This is a genomic window from Pseudomonas rhodesiae, assembly GCF_007858255.1.
Lineage (GTDB): Bacteria > Pseudomonadota > Gammaproteobacteria > Pseudomonadales > Pseudomonadaceae > Aquipseudomonas > Aquipseudomonas rhodesiae.
The window spans coordinates 209,995-236,534 of record NZ_VFEU01000003.1 but is presented as its reverse complement, the minus strand read 5'-3'; the positions used below and the strand labels follow the sequence as shown (position 1 = coordinate 236,534).

Sequence of the window (26,540 nt, the reverse complement as noted above, 5' to 3'; positions counted from 1 at the left end):
TTGACGCCCTGGCGTTGACTCAGTAAGCAAAAAGGGGGCTTGGCCCCCTTTTTGCCCCCTCGAAAACCATTTGTCGGCAGCGCAGCTACATCATCTGTAACGTGCAGCGGCCTACAAGGGGTGGTTCGAGAAGAATTGATCGCCCGTTTGATCGGGTGGAATGGTTGAAAACCTATCCAAGAGGATTTTGAAATGGCAGAGATTACTGCAGCGTTGGTTAAAGAACTGCGCGAGCGTACCGGCGAAGGCATGATGGATTGCAAAAAAGCCTTGACCAAGGCTGGCGGCGACATCGAAAAAGCCATTGATGACATGCGTGCTTCCGGCGCCATCAAGGCTGCCAAGAAAGCAGGCAACGTTGCCGCTGAAGGCGCCATCGCTCTGAAAGAAGACGGCAAATCCGCCGTTCTGCTGGAAGTGAACTCCCAGACCGACTTCCTGGCTCTGCAGGATGACTTCAAGGCATTCGTTGCCGACAGCGTTGAAAAAGCGTTCGCTGACAAGCTGACCACTGTCGAGCCTCTGATCGAAGCTCAAGAAGCTGCCCGCCTGGTACTGGTCGGCAAGGTTGGCGAGAACGTCAACATCCGTCGCCTGACTCGCGTTGAAGGTGATGTAGTTGGCGGTTACCTGCACGGTAACAAGATCGGTGTTGCGGTTGTCCTTAAGGGCGGCAACGTTGAGCTGGCCAAAGATATCGCGATGCACGTAGCGGCAAGCAACCCTGAGTTCCTGCTGCCTTCGGAAGTGTCCGCCGAAGCGATCGAGCGTGAAAAAGCTGTGTTCCTGCAGCTGAACGAAGAAAAAATCAAAGGCAAGCCAGAAAACATTGTTGAGAACATGGTCAAAGGCCGTATCAGCAAGTTCCTGGCCGAAGCGAGCCTGGTTGAGCAGGCGTTCGTCAAGAACCCTGAAATCAAGGTTGGCGAGTTGGCTAAGAAAGCCGGCGCTGAAATCGTTTCCTTCACTTACTTCAAAGTAGGCGAAGGCCTCGAGAAGCCGGTCGACAACTTCGCTGAAGAAGTTGCTGCCCAGCTGGCTGCCGCCAAGCAATAAGACAGTTTTATCTGTCGCCCGAAAGAGGCTGCCCGCTCACGCGCGCAGCCTCTTTTCAAATGGGAAGGCCAATTTTATTTGGTTTCCCTTCGGAACTGGCTTACAAAGCCGTGTTCCGATGGCGCTGTGATAGCGTCCAGCTAGAGTGAACGCAAGCCGTAAACGGCTCGCCAAGAATTTTTGAAAAATACGCCGCAGGAGAGATTCGCAATGGCTCAGCAGGGCAGTGGTTATCAGGCTCGCTATAAACGCATTCTACTCAAGCTCAGCGGCGAGGCCCTGATGGGCTCGGAAGAGTTTGGGATTGATCCCAAAGTGCTCGACCGCATGGCGCTGGAAGTCGGCCAGCTGGTCGGCATTGGCGTGCAAGTGGGCTTGGTGATCGGCGGTGGCAACTTGTTCCGTGGCGCGGCATTGAGTGCTGCCGGCATGGATCGGGTCACCGGTGACCACATGGGGATGCTGGCCACTGTGATGAACGCCCTGGCCATGCGCGACGCCCTGGAGCGCGCCAACATCTCGGCTATCGTGATGTCGGCTATCTCCATGGTCGGCGTGACCGACCACTATGATCGTCGCAAAGCCATGCGCCACCTGAACTCCAAAGAAGTGGTGATCTTCGCAGCCGGTACGGGTAACCCGTTCTTTACCACCGATTCGGCGGCTTGCCTGCGTGCTATCGAAATCGATGCCGACGTGGTGCTCAAGGCCACCAAAGTGGATGGTGTTTACACCGCAGATCCATTCAAAGACCCGCATGCCGAGAAGTTCGATCATCTGACCTACGATGAAGTGCTGGATCGCAAGCTGGGTGTGATGGACCTGACGGCTATTTGCCTGTGCCGCGACCACAAGATGCCGCTGCGCGTATTTAACATGAACAAGCCCGGCGCCCTGCTGAATATCGTACATGGCGGTGCGGAAGGGACTCTGATCGAGGAAGGCCAACAATGATCAATGAAATCAAGAAAGACGCCCAAGCGCGTATGCAGAAATCCCTGGAGTCTCTGAGCCACGCATTCGGCCAGATTCGTACCGGCAAGGCTCACCCGAGCATTCTGGGCAGTGTGATGGTGCCGTATTACGGCGCAGATACGCCGCTGAGCAGCGTAGCCAACGTCACCGTCAAGGACTCGCGTACCCTGCAGGTCGTGGCGTTCGAGCGCAACATGCTTGCGGCCGTCGACAAGGCGATCCAGAGCGCCGGCTTGAACCTCAACCCGACCAACCTGGGCGAGTTGTTGCTGATCTCCATGCCTGCCTTGACCGAAGAAACCCGCAAGGGCTTCACCAAGCAGGCGCGCAGCGCGGCAGAGGATGCGCGCGTTGCCGTACGTAACATTCGTCGTGATGCCTTGGGCGAGCTGAAGAAGTTGGTCAAGGACAAGGAAATCAGCGAAGACGAAGAGCGTCGTGCCGTCGCCGATATCGACAAGCTGACCAAGGAAGCCGAGGCCAAGATCACTCAGGCAACCGAAGAAAAAGAAAAGGACCTGATGGCCGTATAAAGGGTCAGGACGCCTTCATGGAAAAGACCAAGCAGACTGTGCCCTCCGTGGTGCCGCGCCATGTCGCGATCATCATGGATGGGAATAATCGCTGGGCGAAGAAACGCTTTATGCCGGGTGTTGCCGGGCATAAAGCGGGTGTCGATGCAGTGCGGGCGGTGATTGAGGTGTGTGCCGAGGCCAAGGTGGAGGTGCTCACGTTGTTCGCGTTCTCCAGTGAGAACTGGCAGCGCCCCGCCGAAGAGGTCAGCGCCCTGATGGATCTGTTCTTCAAGGCCCTTCGTCGTGAGGCCAAGCGTCTCAACGACAACAACATCAGCCTGCGCATCATTGGTGATCGCTCGCGGTTCCACCCGGAGCTGCAAACGGCCATGCGCGAAGCCGAGGCCATCACCGCTGGAGCCGACCGTTTTGTGTTGCAGATTGCAGCCAACTACGGCGGCCAGTGGGATATTGCCCAGGCTGCGCAGCGCTTGGCTCGTGAAGTGCAGGCCGGTCATCTGCGACCGGACGACATTACGCCCGAATTGCTGCAAACCTGCCTGGTCACCGGCGACCTGCCGTTGCCGGACTTGTGCATCCGCACCGGTGGCGAGCACCGCATCAGTAATTTCCTGTTGTGGCAGCTGGCTTACACCGAGTTGTACTTCTCCGACCTGTTCTGGCCGGACTTCAAACACGATGCCATGCGCACTGCGCTGGCCGATTTCGCTTCCCGTCAGCGTCGTTTCGGTAAAACGAGCGAGCAGATCGAAGCTGGAGCCCGGGTTTAAATGCTAAAACAACGAATCATCACTGCCCTGATCCTGTTGCCGATCGCCTTGTGTGGGTTTTTCCTGCTCGATGGTTCCGGTTTTGCGCTGTTTATTGGCCTGGTCGTGACCTTGGGGGCCTGGGAGTGGGCGCGGCTGGCCGGTTTCACCGCTCAGTTGCCCCGCGTGGCCTACGCTGCGGTCGTGGCGCTACTGTTATTCCTGATGCACACCTTGTCGAGCATCGTGGTGCCATGGATATTGGGCGCCGCGGTACTGTGGTGGGCGCTGGCGACCTTTCTGGTGCTGACTTATCCGCGCACCAGCAGTCAGTGGTCCAGTGTCGCCAGCAAGCTGGTGATTGGCCTGCTGATTCTGTTGCCAGCCTGGCAAGGGTTGGTAGAAATCAAGAACTCACCGATGGGTAACTGGCTGATCATGGCGGTGATGGTGTTGGTCTGGGGGGCTGATATTGGCGCCTACTTCTCGGGCCGAGCCTTTGGCAAACGTAAGCTGGCCCCGGCCGTCAGCCCTGGCAAGAGCTGGGAGGGCGTCTATGGTGGCCTGGCGTTGACTCTGGTTATCACGCTGGTGGTCGGTGTCGTACGTGATTGGTCGGGCAAGGAAATCTTCCTGGCTTTAGCGGGTACGGCGATCGTGGTCTTCATTTCGGTGGTCGGTGACCTCACCGAAAGCATGTTCAAGCGTCAGGCCGGTATCAAGGACAGCAGTAACCTGCTGCCAGGGCATGGCGGTGTGCTTGACCGTATCGACAGTCTTACCGCCGCCATCCCGATCTTTGCCGTGTTGCTGTGGATGACCGCTTCGTGAGCCGTCTGCAGCAGGTCACCGTGCTGGGGGCGACCGGCTCGGTGGGGTTGAGCGCCCTGGATGTCATCGCGCGCCACCCAAATCGTTACCAGGTCTTCGCGCTTACAGGTTTTACGCGGCTCAGCGAGTTGCTGGCGTTGTGCGTACGCCATGCACCGCGTTACGCCGTGGTGCCTGAGCCCATCGCGGCGCGTGGTTTGCAGGATGATCTGCGCGCGGCCGGGCTCGCCACTCAAGTGTTGGTGGGGGAGGAGGGGCTGTGCCAGGTTTCGGCGGATGCCGAGGTCGATACGGTGGTTGCGGCTATCGTCGGTGCGGCGGGCCTGCGACCGACCCTCGCGGCGGTGGATGCAGGCAAGAAAATCCTGCTGGCAAATAAAGAGGCGCTGGTAATGTCCGGTGCGCTTTTTATGCAGGCGGTGCGCAAGAGCGGTGCGGTGCTGCTGCCCCTCGACAGTGAACACAACGCTATTTTCCAGTGTATGCCAGGTGATTTTGCGCGAGGTTTGAGTCAGGTCGGCGTGCGGCGGATTCTACTCACTGCCTCTGGCGGTCCGTTCCGTCAAACACCGCTGGTTGAGTTGGAGCATGTATCTCCCGACCAGGCGTGCGCTCATCCGAACTGGTCGATGGGGCGCAAGATCTCCGTGGATTCAGCCAGCATGATGAACAAAGGCCTGGAGCTGATCGAGGCATGCTGGCTGTTCGATGCGCGCCCCGATCAAGTCGAGGTGGTGATTCACCCGCAAAGTGTGATTCATTCCCTCGTCGATTACGTGGACGGTTCGGTATTGGCCCAATTGGGCAACCCCGATATGCGCACGCCGATTGCCAATGCCTTGGCGTGGCCGGAGCGCATCGATTCCGGCGTGGCCCCACTGGACCTGTTTGCAGTGGCTCGCCTGGATTTCGAAGCGCCGGACGAGCAGCGTTTTCCTTGTCTGCGCCTGGCGCGGCAAGCGGCCGAGGCGGGTAACAGTGCGCCGGCGATGCTCAATGCGGCCAACGAAGTGGCCGTGGCAGCGTTTCTCGAACGGCGCATCCGCTTCCCGCAGATCGCGAGTATCATCGAGGACGTGCTGGGTCTGGAGCCCGTCGTGGCGGTCAACGATCTGGGGGCGGTGTTCGAAGCGGATACCAAGGCGCGCGTCCTTGCGCAACACTGGCTGAGCCGCAACGCGAAATAGTCTGTCGGCGCGTTGAGCCTTCTGGCCCTGGATTGGAATGCGGAGAAATTAGATGAGTGCGCTTTATATGATTGTCGGCACCCTGGTTGCTCTGGGTGTGCTGGTTACCTTCCACGAATTCGGCCACTTCTGGGTGGCGCGTCGTTGCGGCGTCAAGGTACTGCGCTTTTCCGTCGGTTTCGGCATGCCGCTGGTGCGCTGGCATGATCGCCATGGCACTGAGTTCGTGGTCGCGGCCATTCCGTTGGGTGGCTACGTCAAGATGCTCGATGAGCGCGAAGGCGAAGTGCCGGCCGACCAGTTGGACCAATCCTTCAATCGCAAAACCGTTCGTCAGCGTATTGCTATTGTGGCGGCCGGCCCGATCGCTAACTTCCTGTTGGCCATGCTGTTTTTCTGGGTGTTGGCCATGCTGGGCAGCCAGCAGATCCGTCCGGTGATCGGTGCGGTCGAGGCGGACAGCATTGCAGCCAAAGCGGGCTTGGTCGCCGGGCAGGAAATCGTTTCCATTGATGGCGAACCCACTACGGGCTGGGGCGCGGTCAATCTCCAACTGGTGCGTCGCCTGGGTGAAAGCGGCACCGTCAGCTTCGTAGTGCGTGAGCAGGACTCCTCTGCCGAAACCTCCCGTGCATTGGCGTTGGATCACTGGCTAAAGGGGGCTGATGAGCCCGATCCGATCAAATCCCTGGGGATTCGTCCATGGCGGCCGGTGCTACCGCCAGTGCTTGCGGAGCTGGACCCTAAAGGTCCGGCCCAGGCCGCAGGTCTGAAAACCGGCGACCGCCTTTTGGCGCTCGATGGGCAGGCGCTTAATGACTGGCAGCAGGTGGTCGATCTGGTGCGTGTTCGCCCTGATACCAAAATTGTGCTGAAAGTTGAACGCGATAATGCTCAAATCGACGTCCCGGTGACGTTGGCGGCACGCGGGGAAGCCAAGGCGGCCGGGGGTTACCTGGGTGCAGGGGTCAAGAGTCCCGAGTGGCCGCCTTCGATGATGCGGGAGGTCAGCTACGGGCCGTTGGCGGCAATCGGCGAGGGTGCCAAACGCACTTGGACCATGAGTGTGCTGACGCTCGAATCCCTCAAGAAAATGTTGTTCGGCGAGCTCTCGGTAAAAAACTTGAGTGGGCCGATAACCATTGCTAAAGTGGCGGGCGCTTCTGCCCAGTCGGGTGTTGCGGATTTCCTGAATTTCCTGGCTTACCTCAGTATTAGCCTGGGTGTTCTGAATTTGCTGCCCATTCCTGTATTGGATGGGGGGCATCTGCTGTTTTATCTGGTCGAGTGGGTGCGTGGTCGCCCCTTGTCGGATCGTGTGCAGGGTTGGGGGATACAGATTGGTATCAGTTTGGTGGTTGGGGTGATGTTGTTAGCCCTGGTCAACGATCTGGGTCGTCTGTAACGCTTCGCTGAATTGCGAATCTGCCGCATTTTGCGGCAGTTTGTTTATTGCCAGTTGGAATAAGAAAGGACTTCATGAAACGTCTGCTGCTAACTGCGGTTCTCACCGTATTGATGATCGCCGAAGTTCACGCCGAGTCCTTCACCATCTCCGATATTCGCGTCAACGGCCTCCAGCGGGTTTCCGCGGGTAGCGTCTTTGGTGCCTTGCCGTTGAACGTCGGGGAACAGGCTGATGATCGTCGCCTGGTGGAATCCACTCGTGCGCTGTTCAAAACCGGGTTCTTTCAAGACATCCAACTGGGTCGAGAAGGCAACGTCCTGGTCATCAACGTCGTTGAGCGACCTTCCGTCGCCAGTATCGAGATCGAGGGCAACAAAGCGATCTCCACTGAAGACCTGATGAAAGGCCTCAAGCAATCCGGCCTGGCCGAAGGTGAAATCTTTCAGCGCGCTACCCTCGAAGGTGTACGTAACGAGCTGCAACGCCAGTACGTGGCCCAGGGCCGTTACTCGGCGACCGTGGAAACGGAAGTGATTCCGCAGCCGCGTAACCGTGTAGGCCTCAAGGTCAACATCAACGAAGGCACCGTGGCGGCCATTCAGCACATCAACGTGGTGGGCAACACCAAGTTCGCTGATGAAGACCTGGTTGACCTGTTCGAACTCAAGACCACCAACTGGTTGTCGTTCTTCAAGAACGATGACAAGTACGCTCGCGAAAAGCTCTCCGGTGACCTGGAGCGTCTGCGCTCCTACTACCTGGACCGCGGCTATATCAACATGGATATTGCTTCGACCCAGGTGTCCATCACGCCGGACAAGAAACACGTCTATATCACTGTCAACGTCAACGAAGGCGAGAAGTACAAGGTTCGTGACGTGAAGCTCAGCGGTGACTTGAAAGTGCCTGAAGACCAGGTCAAGGCCCTGTTGCTGGTGCAGAAAGACCAGGTGTTCTCGCGCAAGCTGATGACCACCACGTCCGAACTGATCACGCGTCGTCTCGGTAACGAAGGCTATACCTTCGCCAACGTCAACGGCGTTCCGACGCCCCATGACGAAGATCACACCGTCGACATCACCTTCGTGGTGGATCCTGGCAAGCGTGCTTACGTCAACCGCATCAACTTCCGTGGCAACACCAAGTCTGCCGACGAAGTGCTGCGTCGTGAAATGCGTCAGATGGAAGGTGGCTGGGCGTCGACTTATCTCATCGACCAGTCCAAGACCCGTCTTGAGCGCCTGGGTTTCTTCAAGGAAGTAAACGTCGAAACACCGGCAGTGCCAGGTGTGGATGACCAGGTTGACGTGAACTACGCCGTTGAAGAGCAAGCGTCGGGCTCGATCACCGCCAGCGTCGGTTTCGCGCAGAGTGCCGGTCTGATCCTCGGTGGCTCGATCACCCAGAACAACTTCCTCGGTACCGGTAACAAGGTTTCCATCGGCCTGACCCGTAGCGAATACCAGAGCCGTTATAACTTCGGTTATGTCGACCCCTACTGGACCGCCGACGGTGTGAGCCTGGGCTACAACGCCTTCTACCGCACCACCGACTACAAAGATCTCGACGTAGACGTAGCTAGCTATGCGATCGACAGCCTGGGTGCTGGCGTGAACATCGGCTATCCGATCAGCGAAACCTCGCGCCTGACCTTCGGCCTGACTGCGCAGCAGGATGAGATCAAGACCGGTGTCTACACCGTGGATGAGATCTTCGACTTCACCCGTCGTGAAGGTGACAAGTTCCTGAACTTCAAGGCGTCTGCCGGCTGGTCCGAGTCGACTCTGAACAAGGGCGTATTGGCAACCCGTGGTCATTCCCAGAGCCTGACCCTGGAGGCCACCACGCCTGGCAGCGACCTGTCGTTCTTCAAACTCGATTACCGTGGCCAACTGTTCCAGCCGTTGAGTGATAACTACACCATGCGCCTGCACACTGAGCTGGGCTACGGCGATGGTTATGGTTCGACCAATGGTCTGCCGTTCTATGAAAACTACTACGCAGGTGGTTTTAACTCGGTGCGCGGCTTCAAGGACAGTACTCTTGGCCCGCGCGGTACGCCGAGTCGTGGTGTAGGTGTGACCGGTAACCAGGGCACCACGGCCGACTCGGACAACGACCCGCTGCCATTCGGTGGTAACGTGTTGATCCAAGGTGGTGCCGAAATTCTGTTCCCGCTGCCGTTCGTGAAAGATCAGCGTTCCCTGCGCACATCCGTATTCTGGGACGTGGGTAACGTGTTCGACTCCAAGTGCGAGCAGATCACCAACCCGAGTGGCGTGAAGTCCAACACCCAGTGTAACGACGTGAGCCTGAGCAACATGGCAAGCTCCGTGGGTGTGGGTGTGACGTGGGTGACCGCGCTGGGCCCGTTGAGCTTTGCTCTGGCCATGCCGATCAAGAAACCGGATAACGCTGAAACCCAGATTTTCCAATTCTCCCTCGGCCAGACGTTCTAAGCGTCTGACCTAAGATAACGACAACGGATTCTGTAGGAGTACATCGTGCGTAAGTTGACTCAATTGGTTCTGCTGGCAACCGTGCTGGTAGCGACCCCGGCCTTCGCCGAAATGAAAATCGCCGTCCTGAACTATCAGATGGCGCTGCTGGAGTCCGACGCGGCCAAAAAATACGCCGTGGACGCTGAAAAGAAATTCGGTCCGCAACTGACCAAGCTCAAGACCCTGGAAAGCAGTGCCAAGGGCATCCAGGACCGTCTGGTGGCTGGTGGCGACAAGATGCAGCAAGGCGAGCGTGAGCGTCTGGAGTTGGAATTCAAGCAAAAGGCCCGTGACTACCAGTTCCAATCCAAGGAGCTGAACGAAGCCAAGGCTGTTGCCGACCGCGAAATGCTCAAGCAGCTCAAGCCTAAGCTCGACAGCGCCGTGGAAGAAGTCATCAAGAAAGGTGCCTTTGACCTGGTGTTCGAGCGTGGCGCTGTGATCGACGTCAAGCCTCAATACGACATCACCCGTCAGGTGATCGAGCGCATGAACCAACTGAAGTAAGCCATGACCGCGACTATCAAACTCGGCGAGTTGGCCGAGTTCCTGGGAGCCACCTTGCGTGGCTCCCCGGAGAAGGAAATCACTGGGCTAGCCACCTTGCAGGAGGCTGGCCCAGCTCAGTTGAGCTTCCTCGCAAACCCTCAGTACCGTAAATACCTTGTCGACAGTCGTGCCGCAGCCGTGTTGCTCAAAGCCGCTGACGCCGAAGGTTTTACCGGGGATGCGTTGGTGGTGGGCGACCCGTACCTGGCGTATGCCAAGGTTTCGCACCTGTTCGATCCGAAACCCAAGGCAGCCGGCGGCATTCACCCGTCAGCGATGATCGCCGATGACGCCCAGGTTGACCCTGCAGCCAGCATTGGTGCGTTTGCGGTGATCGAGAGTGGCGCGCGCATTGCCGCGGGCGTTACGGTGGGTGCTCATTGCTTTATCGGCGCGCGTTGCGAGATCGGTGCTGATGGCTGGCTCGCGCCGCGCGTGACTTTGTACCACGATGTGCGGATCGGTCAGCGTGTGGTTATCCAGTCGGGCGCCGTGATCGGTGGCGAAGGCTTTGGCTTTGCCAACGCCAAAGGCGTCTGGCACAAAATTGCCCAGGTCGGTGGCGTTTTGATCGGCGACGACGTGGAAATCGGCGTGAACACAGCGGTTGATCGCGGGGCCTTGGCCGATACCGTGATCGGTAACGGCGTGAAGCTCGACAACCAGATCCAGATCGCCCACAACGTGCAGATTGGCGATCACACCGCCATGGCCGCATGCGTGGGGATTTCCGGCAGTACCCGAATTGGCAAGCACTGCATGCTCGCCGGGGGTGTTGGGCTGGTAGGGCATATTGATATCTGCGACAACGTCTTCATCACCGGTATGACCATGGTGACTCACTCGATTACCGAGCCGGGTGCCTACTCTTCCGGTACCGCCATGCAACCTGCGGCCGAGTGGCGTAAGAGTGCGGCGCGTTTGCGGCAGCTTGACGATATGGCTCGACGTCTCAAACAGCTGGAAAAGCGTGTTGGAGAAGTGACCCCTGGCAGTAATGCTTCATCAGAAGGCTGATACCATTTTCATATCAAGTGTGTACAGCCGCTAGACTGCCTCCTTGATTTGCTAGCGGGGCGTGCTTTTAGTCCGCCCGCCCCCAATCTTTATTACAGGCTTCCCCCCGAAATGATGGACATCAACGAGATTCGCGAATACCTGCCTCACCGTTACCCGTTCCTGCTGGTGGATCGTGTAGTGGACCTCAATGTTGAGGAAAAGCGCATTCGCGCCTACAAGAATGTCAGCATCAACGAACCGTTCTTCAATGGTCACTTTCCCGCACACCCGATCATGCCGGGCGTGTTGATTATCGAAGCTATGGCCCAGGCTGCCGGTATCCTTGGTTTCAAAATGCTCGACCTCAAGCCCGCCGATGGCACGCTTTACTATTTCGTGGGCTCGGACAAGCTGCGTTTCCGCAACCCGGTCACTCCAGGTGACCAGTTGGTCCTTGAAGCCAAGTTCATCAGCTGCAAGCGCCAGATCTGGAAGTTCGAGTGCCAGGCCTCGGTGGATGGCAAGGCGGTGTGCTCCGCCGAGATCATCTGTGCGGAACGCAAACTATGAGTTTGATTGACCCTCGCGCAATCATCGATCCGTCGGCCGTACTGGCCGCCGACGTTGAGGTCGGCCCTTGGTCGATCATCGGCGCAGGTGTGGAAATCGGCGAGGGGACTGTCATCGGGCCGCATGTGATCCTCAAAGGTCCGACCCGCATTGGCAAACACAATCGCATCTACCAGTTCTCCTCGGTGGGCGAAGACACGCCGGACATGAAGTACAAGGGTGAGGAAACGCGCTTGGTCATCGGTGATCACAACATCATCCGAGAAGGCGTGACCATTCATCGCGGTACCGTGCAGGATCGCGCCGAAACCACCCTGGGTGATCACAACCTGGTTATGGCGTACGCCCATATCGGTCATGACAGCGTCATCGGCAACCACTGCATCCTGGTCAATAACACCGCGTTGGCTGGGCATGTTCATGTTGATGACTGGGCGATTCTGTCCGGTTTTACCCTGGTGCATCAGTATTGCCATATCGGCGCCCATAGCTTCTCCGGCATGGGGACCGCGATCGGCAAGGACGTTCCGGCGTATGTCACGGTATTCGGCAACCCGGCCGAAGCGCGTAGCATGAATTTCGAAGGCATGCGTCGTCGCGGGTTCAGCGATGATGCCATCCATGCTCTGCGCCGCGCCTATAAGGTGGTTTATCGCCAGGGGCTGACCGTAGAGCAGGCATTGACCCAACTTACAGAACCGGCTGCGTTGTTCCCGGAAGTTGCGGTGTTCCGTGACTCGATCCAGGCGTCGACGCGCGGCATCACCCGCTGACCATGGCCAATCTGCGTATAGCGCTGGTGGCCGGAGAAGCTTCCGGCGATATTTTGGGCGCAGGTCTTATGCGAGCACTCAAGGCTCAGCATCCGGCGGTGGAGTTTATCGGTGTTGGCGGCCCGCTGATGCAGGCTGAAGGCCTGGCGTCCTACTTTCCCATGGAGCGCTTGTCGGTCATGGGGCTGGTGGAAGTATTGGGTCGTCTGCGCGAGTTGCTGGCGCGGCGCAAACTGCTGATCCAGACCTTGATCGAAGAAAAGCCTGACGTCTTTATCGGCATCGACGCACCGGATTTCACCCTCAATATCGAACTCAAGCTGCGTCAGGCCGGGATCAAGACCGTGCATTATGTCAGTCCGTCCGTGTGGGCCTGGCGGCAGAAGCGCGTGCTGAAGATTCGCGAGGGTTGCGACCTGATGCTGACCCTGTTGCCGTTCGAGGCCAAGTTCTACGAAGAGAAGGGCGTGCCGGTGCGGTTTGTCGGGCACACCCTGGCCGACGCCATTCCCCTGCACGCCGACCGAGCCGCGGCCCGCGCCGAACTGGGCTTGCCAGAAGGTCCGCTGGTGGCGCTGATGCCGGGCAGCCGAGGCGGTGAAGTCGGACGTCTGGCCAGCGTCTTCTTCGATGCGGCCGAGCGCCTGATGGTCCTGAAGCCTGGCGTGCGGTTTGTATTGCCTTGTGCCAGCCCGCAACGTCGTGCGCAGATCGAAGCGCTGCTGCCAGGCCGCGACCTGCCGTTGACCTTGCTGGATGGCCAGTCCCATCTGGCTTTGGCGGCGTGCGATGCGGTCATGATCGCTTCGGGTACTGCCACGCTGGAGGCCTTGCTGTACAAGCGTCCTATGGTCGTGGCCTATCGTTTGGCGCCGCTGACCTTCTGGATTCTCAAGCGCATGGTCAAGAGCCCTTACATCTCCCTGCCCAACCTGTTGGCCCAACGCCTGTTGGTGCCGGAGTTGTTGCAGGACGATGCGACACCGGACGCCCTGGCGCAAACCCTACTACCCTTGATCGACGGCGGCGAAGAACAGACCCGTGGGTTCGACGCCATTCACCGCACGTTGCGCCGTGATGCCTCGAACCAGGCGGCCGACGCCGTGCTGAACTTGATCGGCAAACAACAGGACGCTTTATGAGTACGCAAATGGGCCTGGATTTCAGCCTGGTTGCCCAAGCCCATGAACTGGTGGCCGGCGTCGATGAAGTAGGACGTGGCCCACTGTGCGGTGCGGTGGTCACGGCGGCGGTCATTCTGGATCCGAATCGACCGATCCTGGGACTGAACGATTCAAAAAAACTCACCGAAGCGCGCCGTGAAAAGCTGTATGACGAGATCTGTGAAAAAGCCTTGAGTTGGCATATCGCCCGGGCCGAAGTCGAAGAAATCGACACGCTCAATATTCTCCACGCCACAATGCTGGCGATGCAGCGTGCGGTCGAAGGCCTGCACATCACGCCGAAGATGGCGATGATCGACGGCAACCGTTGCCCGAAACTGAGCATGCCTTCGGAAGCGGTGGTCAAGGGTGATAGCAAGGTGCCGGCGATTGCCGCGGCCTCGATTCTGGCCAAAGTCAGTCGTGATCGGGAAATGGCTGCATTTGAACTGATCTATCCAGGTTATGGCATCGGTGGGCATAAAGGCTACCCGACGCCCGTTCATCTGGAAGCTCTCGCACGCCTCGGCCCGACGCCGATTCATCGCCGCTCCTTCGCCCCGGTGCGCCAGGCTTACGAGCTGCGCGAGAGCTTCAGCGAGGTTTAGTCGCGAGGCTGATGTTTTTGCCAAGGCCCGGTACAATCCGGGCCTTGTTGTCTCCATGTATTAGAACAGGATCACTATGCCGGCTTCATTCGTTCACCTGCGCCTGCACACTGAATATTCCCTGGTCGACGGCCTGGTACGGATCAAACCCCTGGTCAAAACCCTGGTGGGCATGAACATGCCTGCGGTGGCGGTGACTGATCAGAACAACATGTGTTCCCTGGTCAAGTTCTACAAAAATGCCATGGCCGCCGGCATCAAGCCGATCTGCGGCGCCGACCTGTGGCTATCCAACAAAGACCCCGACAACCCCTTGAGCCGCATCAGCCTGTTGGCGATGAACGGCGTTGGCTATCGCAACCTCACCGAACTGATTTCCCGCGGTTTTATCGACGGTCAGCGCAATGGCTCGATCATCATCGAGCGCGAGTGGGTGGCCGAAGCCAGCGAAGGGCTGATCATGCTGTCCGCCGCTAAAGAGGGCGAGATCGGTATCGCGCTGCTGGGCGGCAATCCTCAGGAAGCCGAAGTGCTGGCCCGCGAGTGGATGCAGGTTTTTCCCGACCGTTTCTATTTGGAAGTGCAGCGCACCAATCGGCCCAACGATGAAGAGCACCTGCACGCCGCCGTAGCATTGGCCGACAAACTCGGTGCGCCGCTGGTGGCGACCAATGATGTGCGCTTTATCAAGAAGGAAGATTTCGAGGCCCACGAAACCCGCGTGTGCATCGGCGAAGGCCGAGCCCTGGATGACCCGCGCCGTTCGAAGAATTACAGCGAAGAGCAGTACCTTAAAAGCGCCGAAGAAATGGCCGAGCTGTTCAGCGATCTGCCCGAGGCCCTGGAAAACTCTGTCGAGATCGCCAAGCGCTGCAATATCGAAGTGAAGCTGGGCAAGCACTTCCTGCCTAACTTCCCGATTCCCGATGGCATGACCATTGATGAATATTTCCGCAAGGTCTCGTTCGATGGCCTTGAGGAGCGGCTGGCGGTCCTGCTGCCCAAGGAAACCACCGAAGACTACGAAGCCAAGCGCCAGGTCTATGTCGACCGGTTGAATTTCGAGCTGGATATCATTATCCAGATGGGGTTCCCCGGTTACTTCCTGATCGTGATGGACTTTATTCAGTGGGCCAAGAACAACGGCGTGCCGGTGGGCCCGGGCCGGGGGTCAGGTGCTGGCTCGCTGGTGGCCTATGTGCAGAAGATCACCGACCTTGACCCGCTGGAATACGACCTGCTGTTCGAGCGATTCCTGAACCCGGAGCGGGTTTCCATGCCCGACTTCGACGTCGACTTCTGCATGGACGGTCGCGACCGTGTGATCGAATACGTGGCCGAAAAATATGGCCGCAACGCCGTGAGCCAGATCATTACCTTCGGTTCCATGGCGGCCAAGGCGGTGATCCGCGACGTGGCGCGGGTGCAGGGCAAGTCCTACGGCCTGGCTGATCGTCTGTCGAAGATGATCCCGTTCGAAGTCGGCATGACCCTGGAGAAGGCTTACGAGCAGGAAGAGATCCTGCGCGATTTCATCAAAGTCGACGAAGAAGCCGCCGAAATCTGGGAGATGGCCCGCAAACTTGAGGGCGTAGTGCGTAACGTCGGTAAGCACGCCGGTGGCGTGGTGATCGCGCCTACCAAACTCACCGATTTTTCGCCGATCTATTGCGACGAAGAAGGCGACGGCCTGGTAACCCAGTTCGACAAGGATGACGTGGAGGCGGCCGGCCTGGTGAAGTTCGACTTCCTCGGCCTGCGTACCCTGACCATCATCGACTGGGCCCTCAAAACCATCAACCGCGACCGCGCCAAGGTGGGCGAGGAACCGCTGGATATCGCCTTTATTCCGCTGGACGACAAGCCGACCTACACCCTGCTGCAAAAAGCCGAAACCACGGCGGTGTTCCAGCTTGAATCCCGCGGTATGAAAGAGCTGATCAAAAAGCTCAAGCCCGACTGCCTGGAAGACTTGATCGCACTGGTGGCCCTGTTCCGTCCGGGCCCGCTGCAATCAGGCATGGTGGATGACTTCATCAACCGTAAGCACGGGCGTGCCGAGCTGGCGTACCCGCATTCCGATTACCAGTATGAAGGCCTCAAGCCAGTATTGGCGCCGACCTACGGCATCATCCTGTATCAGGAACAGGTGATGCAGATTGCTCAGGTGATGGCGGGCTATACCCTGGGCGGCGCCGACATGCTGCGTCGCGCGATGGGTAAGAAGAAGCCAGAGGAAATGGCCAAGCAGCGTGGCGGTTTCATTGAGGGTTGCGCCACTAACAATATCGACGCCGATCTGGCGGGTAACATTTTCGACCTGGTGGAGAAATTCGCCGGTTACGGCTTTAACAAGTCCCACTCTGCCGCCTATGGCTTGGTTTCGTACCAGACCGCCTGGCTGAAAGCGCACTATCCGGCGCCATTCATGGCCGCGGTGCTGTCGGCGGATATGCACAACACCGACAAGGTCGTAACCTTGATTGAGGAAGTGCGCACCATGAAGCTGCGCCTCGACGCGCCGGACGTGAACGCCTCGGAGTTCAAGTTCACGGTCAACGACGAAGGCCGCATTATTTATGGCCTGGGCGCGATCAAGGGCGTGGGCGAAGGCCCGGTGGAAGCCATCACCGAAGCGCGTCAGGACGGGCCTTTCAAAGATCTGTTCGACTTCTGCGCGCGGGTCGATCTCAAACGTATTAACAAGCGCACCTTGGATGGCTTGATCCGCAGTGGCGCACTCGACCGTCTCGGCCCGTATTTCCATGATGAGCCCAAGGCTTATCAGGCCAATATCGACCGCAACCGCGCGGTGCTGCTGGCCGCCATGGAAGAAGCGATCAAGGCCGCCGAACAGACCGCCCGCACCCACGACAGTGGGCATGCTGACCTGTTCGGCGGTTTGTTCGTCGAGGAAGACGCGGATGTGTACGCCAATCACCGCAAGGCCAAGGAGTTAACGCTCAAGGAGCGGCTCAAGGGCGAAAAAGACACCCTGGGGCTCTATCTCACCGGCCACCCGATCGACGAGTACGAAGGCGAAATCCGCCGTTTCGCCCGTCAGCGCATCATCGACCTGAAACCGGCGCGGGATACCCAGACCGTGGCCGGCATGATCATTGCGCTGCGGGTGATGAAAAACAAAAAGGGCGACAAGATGGGGTTCATCACCCTTGACGACCGTTCGGGCCGGATCGAAGCCTCATTGTTCGCCGATGCGTTCCACTCCGCTCAGTCGCTGTTGCAGACCGATGCCATGGTGGTGGTGGAAGGGGAGGTCAGCAACGACGACTTCTCCGGCGGCTTGCGCCTGCGGATCAAGCGTGTAATGAGCATGGAGGATGCCCGCACCAACCTGGCCGAAAGCCTGCGCCTGAAAGTTAAAACCGAGGCGCTCAAGGGCGATCAGCTACGCTGGTTGGGTGAGCTGCTCAAGCGGCACCGGGGCGCGTGCCCGGTGACCATGGAGTACACCGGTAACGATGCCAAGGCCATGCTCCAGTTTGGCGAGACCTGGCGAATTGATCCCGCCGACGGCTTGATTCAAGCTTTGCGTGACCAGTTCGGGCGAGACAACGTCTTCCTCCAATACCGTTGATGGCTGGCCCGGTAGTGGCATTCAGCGTGATCGACAAAACATTTAATCTCGACCTAAACGCGCCTCTCCCTTAAGGTAGGGCGCGAATAGACAACCGGCTGGCCAGGCACTCCCTGGCCGTCGACCCAAGACGGACGCTTATGAACCCGAATTTTCTTGATTTCGAACAGCCGATCGCTGACCTGCAAGCCAAGATCGAAGAGCTGCGCCTGGTCGGCAATGACAATTCGCTGAATATCGGCGATGAGATCGCCCGCCTGCAAGACAAGAGCAGCACGCTCACCGAAGACATCTTCGGCAAACTGACCAGCTGGCAGATCGCGCGCCTGGCCCGCCACCCGCGCCGGCCTTACACCCTGGATTACATCCAGCACATTTTTACCGAGTTCGACGAGCTGCACGGTGATCGTCACTTCTCCGACGACGCGGCTATCGTGGGCGGTATTGCACGTCTGGACGACCAGCCAGTGATGGTGATCGGTCACCAGAAAGGCCGTGAAGTTCGCGAGAAGGTGCGCCGCAACTTCGGTATGCCGCGTCCGGAAGGCTACCGCAAGGCGTGCCGTCTGATGGAAATGGCCGAGCGTTTCAAGATGCCGATCCTGACCTTTATCGATACCCCGGGCGCTTACCCAGGCATCGACGCCGAAGAGCGCAACCAGAGCGAGGCGATCGCCTGGAACCTGCGCGTGATGGCCCGCCTGAAAACGCCGATCATCGCCACCGTGATTGGTGAGGGTGGTTCCGGCGGTGCACTGGCGATTGGCGTCTGCGACCAGTTGAACATGCTGCAATATTCGACCTACGCGGTGATCTCGCCGGAAGGTTGCGCCTCGATCCTGTGGAAAACCGCCGAAAAAGCGCCGGACGCCGCCGAAGCCATGGGCATCACCGCCGATCGCCTCAAAGGGCTGGGTATCGTCGATAAAGTGATCGCCGAGCCACTGGGCGGCGCTCATCGTGACCCGGCTGCCGCTGCCGCGACCATCCGCGCAGAGTTGGGCTCGCAACTGGCGATGCTCAAGAAGATGGATAACGAAGCGCTGTTGGCTCGTCGTTATGAGCGCCTGATGAGCTACGGTCTCTAAAGTCGCAGCAGTACTAATGTGGGAGGGGGCTTGCCCCCGATAGCGGTGGATCAGTCAGCAAATACAGGGACTGACACTCAGCAATCGGGGCGCAATCCCTCTCCCACATTTGCTTTGTGTATGCTTGGTCAACGTATTCCAGATTTGCGGCGGTAGCGTTTGATGAAACCAACTTTGCCCGCCAAACTCCTGCAAGCCCTGGCCCCCTGGCGCGACGCCCCGGCTTGGCATATCGCTTTCTCTGGCGGTCTCGATTCCACTGTGCTGCTGCATCTCCTGGCCACCGCCAAACCCCTTGTGCCTCTAAGCGCCGTTCATATCCACCATGGCTTGCAAGCCGCTGCCGACGCTTGGCCAAGCCATTGCCAGTCGGTGTGCGACTACCTGGGAGTCCCCTTGCGTGTCATGCGCGTGCAAGTGCCGTCCGGTGCCAGTCTCGAGCGTGGGGCGCGTGATGCGCGTTATCACGCGTTTGCGCAAGTTATCGGAGCAGGGGAGGTGATGCTCACCGCCCAGCATCGCGAAGACCAGGCCGAAACCTTGCTGTTTCGGCTGTTACGCGGCGCAGGCGTACGGGGGTTGGCAGCCATGCCGGTGCACCGTCCGTTGGCGGGCGGGCACTTAGTGCGCCCATTGTTGGGCGTCTCTCGGGCAGAGCTGGAAGCTTATGCCGTGGAGCATCAGCTTCAATGGATCGCAGACCCTTCCAACGCAGACACTCGCTTCTCCCGCAACTACCTGCGCCACCGCGTATTCCCGATACTGACCGAGCGCTGGCCGCAAGCCGTCCCCGGCCTGGCCCGCAGCGCCGAGCACTTGAGTGAAGCCCAGGGCCTGCTCGATGAGTTGGCCAGGATGGATCTGCAAGCCGCCGAACAACCTTCAGCGTTTCCCTGGTTGGGCTTGCCATCCCTGGCGCTTGCTCCGCTGCGAGAGCTTTCCGATGCCCGTCAGCGCAATGCTTTGCGCCATTGGCTGAATCCGCTGACACGCCTGCCCGACAGCGATCACTGGGTCGGCTGGCAATCCTTACGTGATGCCAAGCACGACGCACAACCGTTATGGTCTCTGGCTGATGGGCAATTACACCGTTGCGGTGAGCGCATCTGGTGGTTGCCTTCCTCTTGGTCGGAATTTTCCGATGTGCCGGTGAGCTGGTCTGATGCGCAACGCCCGCTACAGTTACCCCGTAATGGTGAGCTGAGATTTTGCGGCAAGGCGCCCGCAGGTCCGTTGGAGGTCCGGTACCGCCAGGGCGGTGAAATCGTCGATGTGCCAGGCCGCGGTCGACGGGATCTGAAGCGCTTGCTCAACGAAAGCGGTTTACCGGGCTTCGTCCGTGGCAGATTGCCGCTGCTGTATCGAGGAGAATTTTTAGTGGGGGTGCCCAACCTTGCGGGATTGTGGGCGCCGCCCAGTCAGGACTGGCAATTGCATTGGATGCCACAGACCTGCGATCAAGGTTTGAGCTGATAGAGCCTTTCCGGTAGACTACGCTCCCTTCTTGATACAACTTCTGTGGATTCGCCTGAATCGCAGCAGTTGCCGATTACCAAGCAGTCTTTGCTGGGCGATTCCAAAAAATGTGTAGCGATCAACGTACCGGTGTTTCATTGCTGGTCTGTCACAACGCGGCGGTTTTTTTGAAAGGTGCACTGTGATTAATGCAGGTGATCGGGGGCTTCGGCCTCTCTTCGCTTTCCCCGGCGGCTCGGACCGCTTTAACGCAGACTTCTAGGGTTTTTCATGACGCGCTACATATTCGTCACGGGCGGTGTTGTTTCTTCATTGGGGAAAGGCATTGCCTCCGCTTCATTGGCGGCCATCCTGGAGGCGCGGGGGCTTAAAGTCACCATGCTCAAGCTGGACCCGTACATCAACGTCGACCCGGGCACCATGAGCCCGTTCCAGCACGGTGAAGTGTTCGTCACCCACGACGGCGCCGAGACTGACCTGGACCTGGGCCACTACGAGCGGTTCATCCGCACGACCATGACCCAGAACAACAACTTCACCACCGGCCGTGTCTACGAACACGTGCTGCGCAAAGAGCGCCGTGGTGACTACCTGGGCGCGACCATCCAGGTTATTCCGCACATCACTGACGAAATCAAGCGCCGCATCATCAAGGGTGCGGGCGATGCTGACGTGGCGATGGTTGAGATCGGTGGCACCGTGGGTGACATCGAATCCCAACCGTTCCTCGAAGCCATCCGTCAGTTGCGTTTCGAAGTCGGCGCCAAGCGCGCGATGCTGATGCACCTGACTTTGGTGCCATACATCGCCACCGCCGGCGAAACCAAAACCAAGCCTACCCAGCACTCGGTCAAGGAACTGCGTTCCATCGGCCTGCAGCCGGACGTGCTGGTCTGCCGTTCCGATCATCCGATCGACATTTCCTCGCGTCGCAAGATCGCGCAGTTCACCAACGTTGAAGAGCGTGCGGTAATTGCCCTGGAAGACGCCGACACCATCTACAAGATCCCGGGCATCCTGCATTCGCAAGGTCTGGATGATTTTGTGGTCGAACGTTTCGGCCTGCAATGTGGCGGCGCGGACTTGTCCGAGTGGGATGCAGTGGTCGACGCCAAGCTCAACCCTGAGCACGAAGTCACCATCGCCATGGTCGGCAAGTACATGGAGCTGCTGGACGCGTACAAGTCGCTGATCGAAGCGATGAGCCACGCCGGTATCAGCAACCGCACCAAGGTCAACCTGCGCTACATCGATTCCGAAGACATCGAGAACCAAGGCACTGCGCTGCTCGAAGGCGTGGACGCGATCCTCGTACCTGGCGGCTTCGGCTTGCGCGGCGTGGAAGGCAAGATCACGGCCGTTCAGTACGCACGTGAGAACAAGGTTCCGTACCTGGGGATCTGCCTGGGCATGCAAGTGGCCGTCATCGAATTCGCCCGGAACGTGTTGGGCTGGAAAGACGCCAACTCCACCGAGTTCGACAGCAAGAGCGGTCACCCGGTCGTGGGCCTGATCACCGAGTGGGAAGACGCCACCGGTGCGGTCGAAGTGCGTACCGAAGCCTCCGACCTGGGCGGCACCATGCGCCTGGGCGCGCAGGATTGCCTGCTGGAGCCGGGCTCGCTGGTTCATGACTGCTACGGCAAGGACGTGATCGTCGAGCGTCACCGTCACCGCTACGAAGTGAACAACAACCTGCTGCCGCAGATCAAAGAGGCCGGCCTGAAAATCTCCGGTCGCTCGGGCGATGGCGCATTGGTTGAAGTGGTCGAGGCACCGGATCATCCGTGGTTCGTGGCTTGCCAGTTCCACCCTGAGTTCACCTCGACTCCGCGCGACGGTCACCCACTGTTCAGCGGTTTCGTCAAAGCTGCACTGACGCAACATCAGAAGAAGGCGTAAACCGATGGCCCAGAAGATCATTCGCGTAGGCGATATCGAGATTGCCAACGACAAGCCCATGGTGCTGTTCGGCGGCATGAACGTACTGGAAAGCCGCGACATGGCGATGCAGGTCTGTGAAGAATATGTGCGGGTCACCCAGAAGCTGGGCATCCCTTATGTATTCAAGGCCAGCTTCGACAAGGCCAACCGTTCGTCCGTGACGTCCTATCGCGGCCCAGGCCTTGAAGAAGGCATGCGGATCTTCCAGGACATCAAGCAAGCCTTCGGCGTGCCGGTCATCACCGACGTCCACGAGCCTGCGCAGGCGGCCGTGGTCGCCGAAGTGTGTGACATCATTCAGTTGCCGGCCTTTCTGTCGCGCCAGACCGACCTCGTGGTCGCCATGGCCAAGACCGGCGCGGTGATCAATATCAAGAAAGCCCAGTTCCTTGCGCCTCAGGAAATGAAACACATCCTGAGCAAGTGCGTGGAAGCGGGTAACGACCAGTTGATCCTCTGCGAGCGCGGTTCCAGCTTCGGCTACAACAACCTCGTGGTGGACATGCTCGGTTTCGGCATCATGAAACAGTTTGAATACCCGGTGTTCTTCGACGTGACCCACGCGCTGCAAATGCCCGGTGGTCGCTCGGACTCCGCAGGCGGGCGTCGCGCCCAGGTCACCGACCTGGCCAAGGCCGGCATGAGCCAATCCCTGGCCGGCCTGTTCCTGGAAGCCCACCCGGACCCGGATAACGCCAAGTGCGACGGCCCTTGTGCCCTGCGCCTGGATAAACTCGAGCCATTCCTGGCCCAGCTCAAGCAGTTGGACGAACTGGTCAAGAGTTTTCCGACGGTAGAGACCGCGTAAGCCGGGTTTCTCCGGTAGAGTATCCCACGCTAAACGCTCAAGCCTGCGGGCCTGAGTCTTGTCGCCTGCAAGCCTGCCCCGTTGTTCCACCCTTGCGGTCGGTCAAAAGTTTTCCTTCAGCTGCGTCGTTTTCGTCAACTTTGGAGTGTTTACAACAATGGCAAAAATCGTCGACATCAAAGGTCGTGAAGTTCTCGACTCCCGTGGCAACCCCACCGTCGAAGCCGACGTGCTTCTCGATAACGGCATCATCGGCAGCGCTTGTGCGCCGTCCGGTGCTTCCACCGGTTCGCGCGAAGCGCTGGAACTGCGTGATGGCGACAAGAGCCGTTACCTGGGTAAGGGTGTCCTCAAGGCTGTCGCCAACATCAATGGTCCGATCCGTGACCTGCTGCTGGGTAAAGACCCGCTGGATCAGAAAGCCCTGGACCACGCGATGATCAAGCTCGACGGCACTGACAACAAAGGCAGCCTGGGCGCTAACGCCATCCTCGCCGTATCCCTGGCCGCCGCCAAGGCCGCTGCCCAGGACCAGGACCTGCCGTTGTACGCGCACATCGCCAACCTGAACGGCACCCCAGGCGTCTATTCGATGCCCGTACCGATGATGAACATCATCAACGGTGGCGAGCATGCCGATAACAACGTCGACATCCAGGAATTCATGGTGCAGCCGGTTGGCGCCAAGACCTTCTCCGAAGGCCTGCGCATGGGCACCGAGATTTTCCATCACCTCAAAGCCGTACTCAAAGCCCGTGGCTTGAGCACTGCGGTCGGCGACGAAGGCGGTTTCGCACCGAACCTGGCGTCCAACGAAGATGCGCTGAAAGTCATCTCCGAAGCCGTGGCCAACGCAGGCTACACCCTGGGCACCGACGTGACCCTGGCCCTGGACTGCGCCGCCAGCGAGTTCTATGAAGACGGTAAGTACAACCTGTCCGGCGAAGGCCAGGTGTTCAACTCCGAAGGTTTTGCCGAGTACTTGAAGGGCCTGACCCAGCGTTACCCGATCATCTCGATCGAAGACGGCCTGGACGAGTCCGACTGGGATGGCTGGAAGATTCTTACCGACAAGATCGGCGAGAAGATCCAACTGGTGGGCGACGACCTGTTCGTGACCAACACCAAGATCCTGAAAGAAGGCATCGATAAAAAGATCGCCAACTCGATCCTGATCAAGTTCAACCAGATTGGTACCCTGACCGAGACCCTGGAAGCCATCCAGATGGCCAAGGCCGCGGGTTACACCGCTGTGATCTCGCACCGCTCCGGCGAAACCGAAGACTCGACCATTGCCGACCTGGCCGTGGGCACCTCGGCTGGCCAGATCAAGACCGGCTCGCTGTGCCGTTCCGACCGCGTTTCCAAGTACAACCAATTGCTGCGTATCGAAGAGCAACTGGCTGGCAAAGCCAAGTACAACGGTCGCGGTGAGTTTCGCGGCTGAGGGTTAAATGGTAAAAAGTCGGCGGATTGCGTCGGAAAACTCACGACAGGGTGAATTTCGGCGCTAATCTGGTGACTATCTAGCACAAGCCTGGTTCTTCCAGGCTTCGTGCTATCAGTTGCTTCAAAAGTTTTGCATGGCTGTCTTTTTCCACTGGATACCCGATATTCGATGCGCAGTCCCAATTGGTTGTTTCTTGTCTTGCTCTTGCTGCTGGCTGGCCTGCAGTACCGCCTATGGGTGGGGAATGGCAGCTTTGCGCAGGTAAAAGACCTGACCCAACAAATTGCCGATCAGCGTGCCGAGAACGAACGCTTGCTGGAGCGCAACCGCGTCCTCGATGCCGAGGTCCTTGAGTTGAAAAAGGGCACGGAGACCGTCGAAGAGCGGGCTCGCCATGAGTTGGGCATGGTCAAGGAGGGTGAAACCCTCTACCAGTTGGCCCAATGAGTCAGCGTTTGCCGGCCTTCTGGGCCGTGATTCCTGCCGCGGGCGTTGGTGCCCGTATGGCCGCGGACCGTCCCAAGCAATACCTGCAACTGGGCGGACGCACGATTCTCGAACACAGCCTCGGCTGTTTCCTCGACCACCCCTTGCTCAAGGGCCTGGTGGTCAGCCTCGCTTCTGATGATCCTTATTGGCCCGCCCTGGCGTGTGCTGCCGACCCGCGTATCCAGCGCGCAGACGGTGGTGCGGAGCGTTCGGCCTCGGTACTCAACGCACTGCTGCAGCTCAATGCCCTGGGCGCCTGCGATGACGATTGGGTCTTGGTGCATGATGCGGCGCGGCCTAACCTGAGCCGTGATGATCTCGATAAATTGCTGGCTGAGTTGGCGGACGATCCGGTCGGTGGCCTGCTGGCGGTGCCGGCTCGCGATACCCTCAAGCGCGTCGACAAGCAGGGGCGGGTGGTGGAAACCGTCGACCGCAGTTTGATCTGGCAAGCCTATACGCCGCAGATGTTCCGCCTCGGGGCCTTGCACCGCGCATTGGCCGACAGCCTGGTGGCCGATGCGCTGATCACCGATGAAGCCTCTGCGATGGAATGGTCCGGGCAGGCGCCGCGCTTGATCGAAGGGCGCTCGGATAATATCAAGGTGACCCGTCCGGAAGATCTGGAGTGGTTACGACTGCGTTGGGCCAATCGTCGATAGTCAGTTGCACCGGGTCGACTTCATCGCAGGCAAGCCAGCTCTCACATTCGATCACCTTCTCCCCCATGCAGCTCGGTCAAATGTGGGAGCCGGGCTTGCCCGCGATGAGCCCCACCTAGGCACCCATTACTCAAGCGCTGTACTCCGGCCGCTCGGCCAAGCCCTCCTTCAAGAAATCCACCAATTTCCTGACCTTTGGCGACAAATGTCGTTGCTGCGGATACAGCGCCCACACCGCCGTATTCGGTGGTTGATGAGCCTCCAGCAGCGACACCAGTGCGCCCGTGTGCAGGTGCTCCAGCACGTAATAGTCTGGCAGCTGACACAAACCCACACCTTGCAGCGCCGCATCCAACACGGCTTGCCCACTGTTGCATCGCCAGTTTCCCTGCACGCGCTGGGCAATCTCGCGTCCGTCCTGGGCCAATTGCCAAATGTCCGAACTGCCGATCAGGCAATTGTGCCGAGTCAATTCCGACAGGCTATGGGGCCGACCATACCGCGCCAGGTAGGACGGTGAGGCGCACAGGTACATGCGTCGCGGCGCGAGGCGGCTGGCGACCATGCGCGAGTCGTGCAGGCGGCCCAGGCGAATCGCCAGGTCGAGGCCTTCGTGCACCAGGTCCAGCTGACGGTTGCTCAGTTCGATATCCACTCGCAGCTGTGGATACAGGCGCATAAACCGGGTCACCAGCGGCACGATAAAGCGCTCGCCGTAAGCCACGGCACAGGTCATGCGCAACATGCCCTTGGGTTCGCTGGTCAGGTCGCCCACGGCACGCAAGGCCTCTTCGCGGCCATCCTGCAGGCGTTGGCAATGCTGCAAAAAGGTCTGGCCCGCCTCAGTCAAGGTGACCTTGCGGGTACTGCGATAAAGCAGCCGCGTTTGCAGTCGGTCTTCCAGGCGCGCGACTTGCCGGCTGATATGGGATGACGAAACCCCAAGACGCTCAGCGGCGGCGGTGAACTGGCTGCACTCGGCAACTGCGACGAACTCGTCGATGCCTTCCCAGCGGTTTTCCTGCATGGTGATTGTCCCTGTACAGCAATAAAGTTTTGCTTTTGCCTGGATTATTAATCAGTAAGCCATGTTTTACACTCTCAGCCTCAGTTTTTAACC

The 26,540-nt window shown here is 59.0% G+C and carries 23 protein-coding genes; 22 read left to right on the top strand and 1 reads right to left on the bottom strand.

From position 1 onward, the window contains the following. Positions 1-192 precede the first annotated feature (192 nt). The 22 genes from tsf to ispD all read left to right on the top strand — a co-directional run bounded on the left by tsf (position 193) and on the right by ispD (position 25,420). The gene (gene tsf, locus FIV35_RS05815) at positions 193-1,056 is read left to right on the top strand and encodes a translation elongation factor Ts (RefSeq protein WP_034137239.1); all 864 of its coding nucleotides are present in this window, start codon (positions 193-195) and stop codon (positions 1,054-1,056) included. A gap of 210 nt (positions 1,057-1,266) precedes the next feature. Then, positions 1,267-2,010, top strand: coding sequence for a UMP kinase (pyrH, locus tag FIV35_RS05810; protein ID WP_003189161.1), 744 nt, complete (start codon positions 1,267-1,269; stop codon positions 2,008-2,010). Continuing rightward, positions 2,007-2,564 (top strand): ribosome recycling factor, encoded by a 558-nt coding sequence (gene frr, locus FIV35_RS05805; RefSeq protein WP_034096240.1) that lies wholly within the window; start codon positions 2,007-2,009, stop codon positions 2,562-2,564. The genes pyrH and frr overlap by 4 nt, the downstream gene beginning before the upstream one ends. 17 nt (positions 2,565-2,581) lie before the next feature. Then, the gene (gene uppS / locus FIV35_RS05800) at positions 2,582-3,337 is read left to right on the top strand and encodes a polyprenyl diphosphate synthase (protein WP_034137240.1); all 756 of its coding nucleotides are present in this window, start codon (positions 2,582-2,584) and stop codon (positions 3,335-3,337) included. Continuing rightward, complete coding sequence (locus FIV35_RS05795) at positions 3,338-4,147, top strand: phosphatidate cytidylyltransferase (protein ID WP_034137241.1); 810 nt, start codon at positions 3,338-3,340, stop codon at positions 4,145-4,147. Beyond that, positions 4,144-5,334, top strand: a complete 1,191-nt coding sequence (gene ispC, locus FIV35_RS05790; protein ID WP_034137242.1) for a 1-deoxy-D-xylulose-5-phosphate reductoisomerase — start codon at positions 4,144-4,146, stop codon at positions 5,332-5,334. Before FIV35_RS05795 ends, ispC begins: the two co-directional genes overlap by 4 nt. Before the next feature lie 52 nt (positions 5,335-5,386). Continuing rightward, complete coding sequence (gene rseP / locus FIV35_RS05785; protein WP_034137243.1) at positions 5,387-6,739, top strand: sigma E protease regulator RseP; 1,353 nt, start codon at positions 5,387-5,389, stop codon at positions 6,737-6,739. Positions 6,740-6,813: 74 nt separating this feature from the next. Then, positions 6,814-9,201: an outer membrane protein assembly factor BamA gene (gene bamA, locus FIV35_RS05780; RefSeq protein WP_034137244.1), complete on the top strand. Its 2,388-nt coding sequence runs from the start codon at positions 6,814-6,816 to the stop codon at positions 9,199-9,201. Positions 9,202-9,246: 45 nt separating this feature from the next. Next, positions 9,247-9,750: an OmpH/Skp family outer membrane protein gene (locus FIV35_RS05775; RefSeq protein ID WP_003219314.1), complete on the top strand. Its 504-nt coding sequence runs from the start codon at positions 9,247-9,249 to the stop codon at positions 9,748-9,750. A 3-nt stretch (positions 9,751-9,753) separates the two neighbouring features. Continuing rightward, positions 9,754-10,809, top strand: a complete 1,056-nt coding sequence (gene lpxD / locus FIV35_RS05770) for a UDP-3-O-(3-hydroxymyristoyl)glucosamine N-acyltransferase (RefSeq protein ID WP_034137245.1) — start codon at positions 9,754-9,756, stop codon at positions 10,807-10,809. Between the two features lie 111 nt (positions 10,810-10,920). Further along, complete coding sequence (fabZ, locus tag FIV35_RS05765) at positions 10,921-11,361, top strand: 3-hydroxyacyl-ACP dehydratase FabZ (protein WP_034137246.1); 441 nt, start codon at positions 10,921-10,923, stop codon at positions 11,359-11,361. Then, positions 11,358-12,134 (top strand): acyl-ACP--UDP-N-acetylglucosamine O-acyltransferase, encoded by a 777-nt coding sequence (lpxA, locus tag FIV35_RS05760; protein WP_034096247.1) that lies wholly within the window; start codon positions 11,358-11,360, stop codon positions 12,132-12,134. Before fabZ ends, lpxA begins: the two co-directional genes overlap by 4 nt. A gap of 2 nt (positions 12,135-12,136) precedes the next feature. Further along, the gene (gene lpxB, locus FIV35_RS05755) at positions 12,137-13,276 is read left to right on the top strand and encodes a lipid-A-disaccharide synthase (protein ID WP_034137247.1); all 1,140 of its coding nucleotides are present in this window, start codon (positions 12,137-12,139) and stop codon (positions 13,274-13,276) included. After that, positions 13,273-13,905, top strand: a complete 633-nt coding sequence (rnhB, locus tag FIV35_RS05750; RefSeq protein WP_034096249.1) for a ribonuclease HII — start codon at positions 13,273-13,275, stop codon at positions 13,903-13,905. Before lpxB ends, rnhB begins: the two co-directional genes overlap by 4 nt. 76 nt (positions 13,906-13,981) lie before the next feature. After that, a complete protein-coding gene (dnaE, locus tag FIV35_RS05745) occupies positions 13,982-17,503 on the top strand; it encodes a DNA polymerase III subunit alpha (protein ID WP_034096250.1) in 3,522 nt (1,173 codons plus the stop codon). A 140-nt stretch (positions 17,504-17,643) separates the two neighbouring features. Beyond that, positions 17,644-18,591, top strand: a complete 948-nt coding sequence (locus tag FIV35_RS05740) for an acetyl-CoA carboxylase carboxyltransferase subunit alpha (protein WP_034096251.1) — start codon at positions 17,644-17,646, stop codon at positions 18,589-18,591. Positions 18,592-18,753: 162 nt separating this feature from the next. After that, positions 18,754-20,064, top strand: a complete 1,311-nt coding sequence (gene tilS, locus FIV35_RS05735; protein ID WP_034137248.1) for a tRNA lysidine(34) synthetase TilS — start codon at positions 18,754-18,756, stop codon at positions 20,062-20,064. 273 nt (positions 20,065-20,337) lie between these two features. After that, positions 20,338-21,969, top strand: a complete 1,632-nt coding sequence (gene pyrG, locus FIV35_RS05730; RefSeq protein ID WP_034096253.1) for a CTP synthase — start codon at positions 20,338-20,340, stop codon at positions 21,967-21,969. Between the two features lie 4 nt (positions 21,970-21,973). Then, positions 21,974-22,819, top strand: coding sequence for a 3-deoxy-8-phosphooctulonate synthase (gene kdsA, locus FIV35_RS05725; protein ID WP_034096254.1), 846 nt, complete (start codon positions 21,974-21,976; stop codon positions 22,817-22,819). A gap of 157 nt (positions 22,820-22,976) precedes the next feature. Then, a complete protein-coding gene (eno, locus tag FIV35_RS05720) occupies positions 22,977-24,266 on the top strand; it encodes a phosphopyruvate hydratase (RefSeq protein WP_034096255.1) in 1,290 nt (429 codons plus the stop codon). Positions 24,267-24,437: 171 nt separating this feature from the next. Next, positions 24,438-24,716, top strand: coding sequence for a cell division protein FtsB (gene ftsB / locus FIV35_RS05715; RefSeq protein ID WP_034096256.1), 279 nt, complete (start codon positions 24,438-24,440; stop codon positions 24,714-24,716). After that, positions 24,713-25,420, top strand: coding sequence for a 2-C-methyl-D-erythritol 4-phosphate cytidylyltransferase (gene ispD / locus FIV35_RS05710; protein ID WP_034137249.1), 708 nt, complete (start codon positions 24,713-24,715; stop codon positions 25,418-25,420). Before ftsB ends, ispD begins: the two co-directional genes overlap by 4 nt. A gap of 130 nt (positions 25,421-25,550) precedes the next feature. Here the strand turns inward: ispD and FIV35_RS05705 are convergent, their stop codons facing one another. After that, on the bottom strand, positions 25,551-26,447 hold the full coding sequence (locus tag FIV35_RS05705; protein WP_034137250.1) for a LysR substrate-binding domain-containing protein: 897 nt from the start codon (positions 26,445-26,447) through the stop codon (positions 25,551-25,553). Positions 26,448-26,540 lie beyond the last annotated feature (93 nt).

Coding starts and splice junctions, on each gene's coding strand:
- tsf (WP_034137239.1), top strand. CDS start 193: ATGGCAGAGATTACTGCAGCGTTGGTTAAAGAACTGCGCGAGCGTACC.
- pyrG (WP_034096253.1), top strand. CDS start 20,338: ATGACGCGCTACATATTCGTCACGGGCGGTGTTGTTTCTTCATTGGGG.
- FIV35_RS05740 (WP_034096251.1), top strand. CDS start 17,644: ATGAACCCGAATTTTCTTGATTTCGAACAGCCGATCGCTGACCTGCAA.
- eno (WP_034096255.1), top strand. CDS start 22,977: ATGGCAAAAATCGTCGACATCAAAGGTCGTGAAGTTCTCGACTCCCGT.
- pyrH (WP_003189161.1), top strand. CDS start 1,267: ATGGCTCAGCAGGGCAGTGGTTATCAGGCTCGCTATAAACGCATTCTA.
- bamA (WP_034137244.1), top strand. CDS start 6,814: ATGAAACGTCTGCTGCTAACTGCGGTTCTCACCGTATTGATGATCGCC.
- FIV35_RS05795 (WP_034137241.1), top strand. CDS start 3,338: ATGCTAAAACAACGAATCATCACTGCCCTGATCCTGTTGCCGATCGCC.
- dnaE (WP_034096250.1), top strand. CDS start 13,982: ATGCCGGCTTCATTCGTTCACCTGCGCCTGCACACTGAATATTCCCTG.
- fabZ (WP_034137246.1), top strand. CDS start 10,921: ATGATGGACATCAACGAGATTCGCGAATACCTGCCTCACCGTTACCCG.
- tilS (WP_034137248.1), top strand. CDS start 18,754: ATGAAACCAACTTTGCCCGCCAAACTCCTGCAAGCCCTGGCCCCCTGG.
- rseP (WP_034137243.1), top strand. CDS start 5,387: ATGAGTGCGCTTTATATGATTGTCGGCACCCTGGTTGCTCTGGGTGTG.
- lpxA (WP_034096247.1), top strand. CDS start 11,358: ATGAGTTTGATTGACCCTCGCGCAATCATCGATCCGTCGGCCGTACTG.
- ispD (WP_034137249.1), top strand. CDS start 24,713: ATGAGTCAGCGTTTGCCGGCCTTCTGGGCCGTGATTCCTGCCGCGGGC.
- kdsA (WP_034096254.1), top strand. CDS start 21,974: ATGGCCCAGAAGATCATTCGCGTAGGCGATATCGAGATTGCCAACGAC.
- rnhB (WP_034096249.1), top strand. CDS start 13,273: ATGAGTACGCAAATGGGCCTGGATTTCAGCCTGGTTGCCCAAGCCCAT.
- FIV35_RS05705 (WP_034137250.1), bottom strand. CDS start 26,447: ATGCAGGAAAACCGCTGGGAAGGCATCGACGAGTTCGTCGCAGTTGCC.
- frr (WP_034096240.1), top strand. CDS start 2,007: ATGATCAATGAAATCAAGAAAGACGCCCAAGCGCGTATGCAGAAATCC.
- ftsB (WP_034096256.1), top strand. CDS start 24,438: ATGCGCAGTCCCAATTGGTTGTTTCTTGTCTTGCTCTTGCTGCTGGCT.
- lpxD (WP_034137245.1), top strand. CDS start 9,754: ATGACCGCGACTATCAAACTCGGCGAGTTGGCCGAGTTCCTGGGAGCC.
- lpxB (WP_034137247.1), top strand. CDS start 12,137: ATGGCCAATCTGCGTATAGCGCTGGTGGCCGGAGAAGCTTCCGGCGAT.
- uppS (WP_034137240.1), top strand. CDS start 2,582: ATGGAAAAGACCAAGCAGACTGTGCCCTCCGTGGTGCCGCGCCATGTC.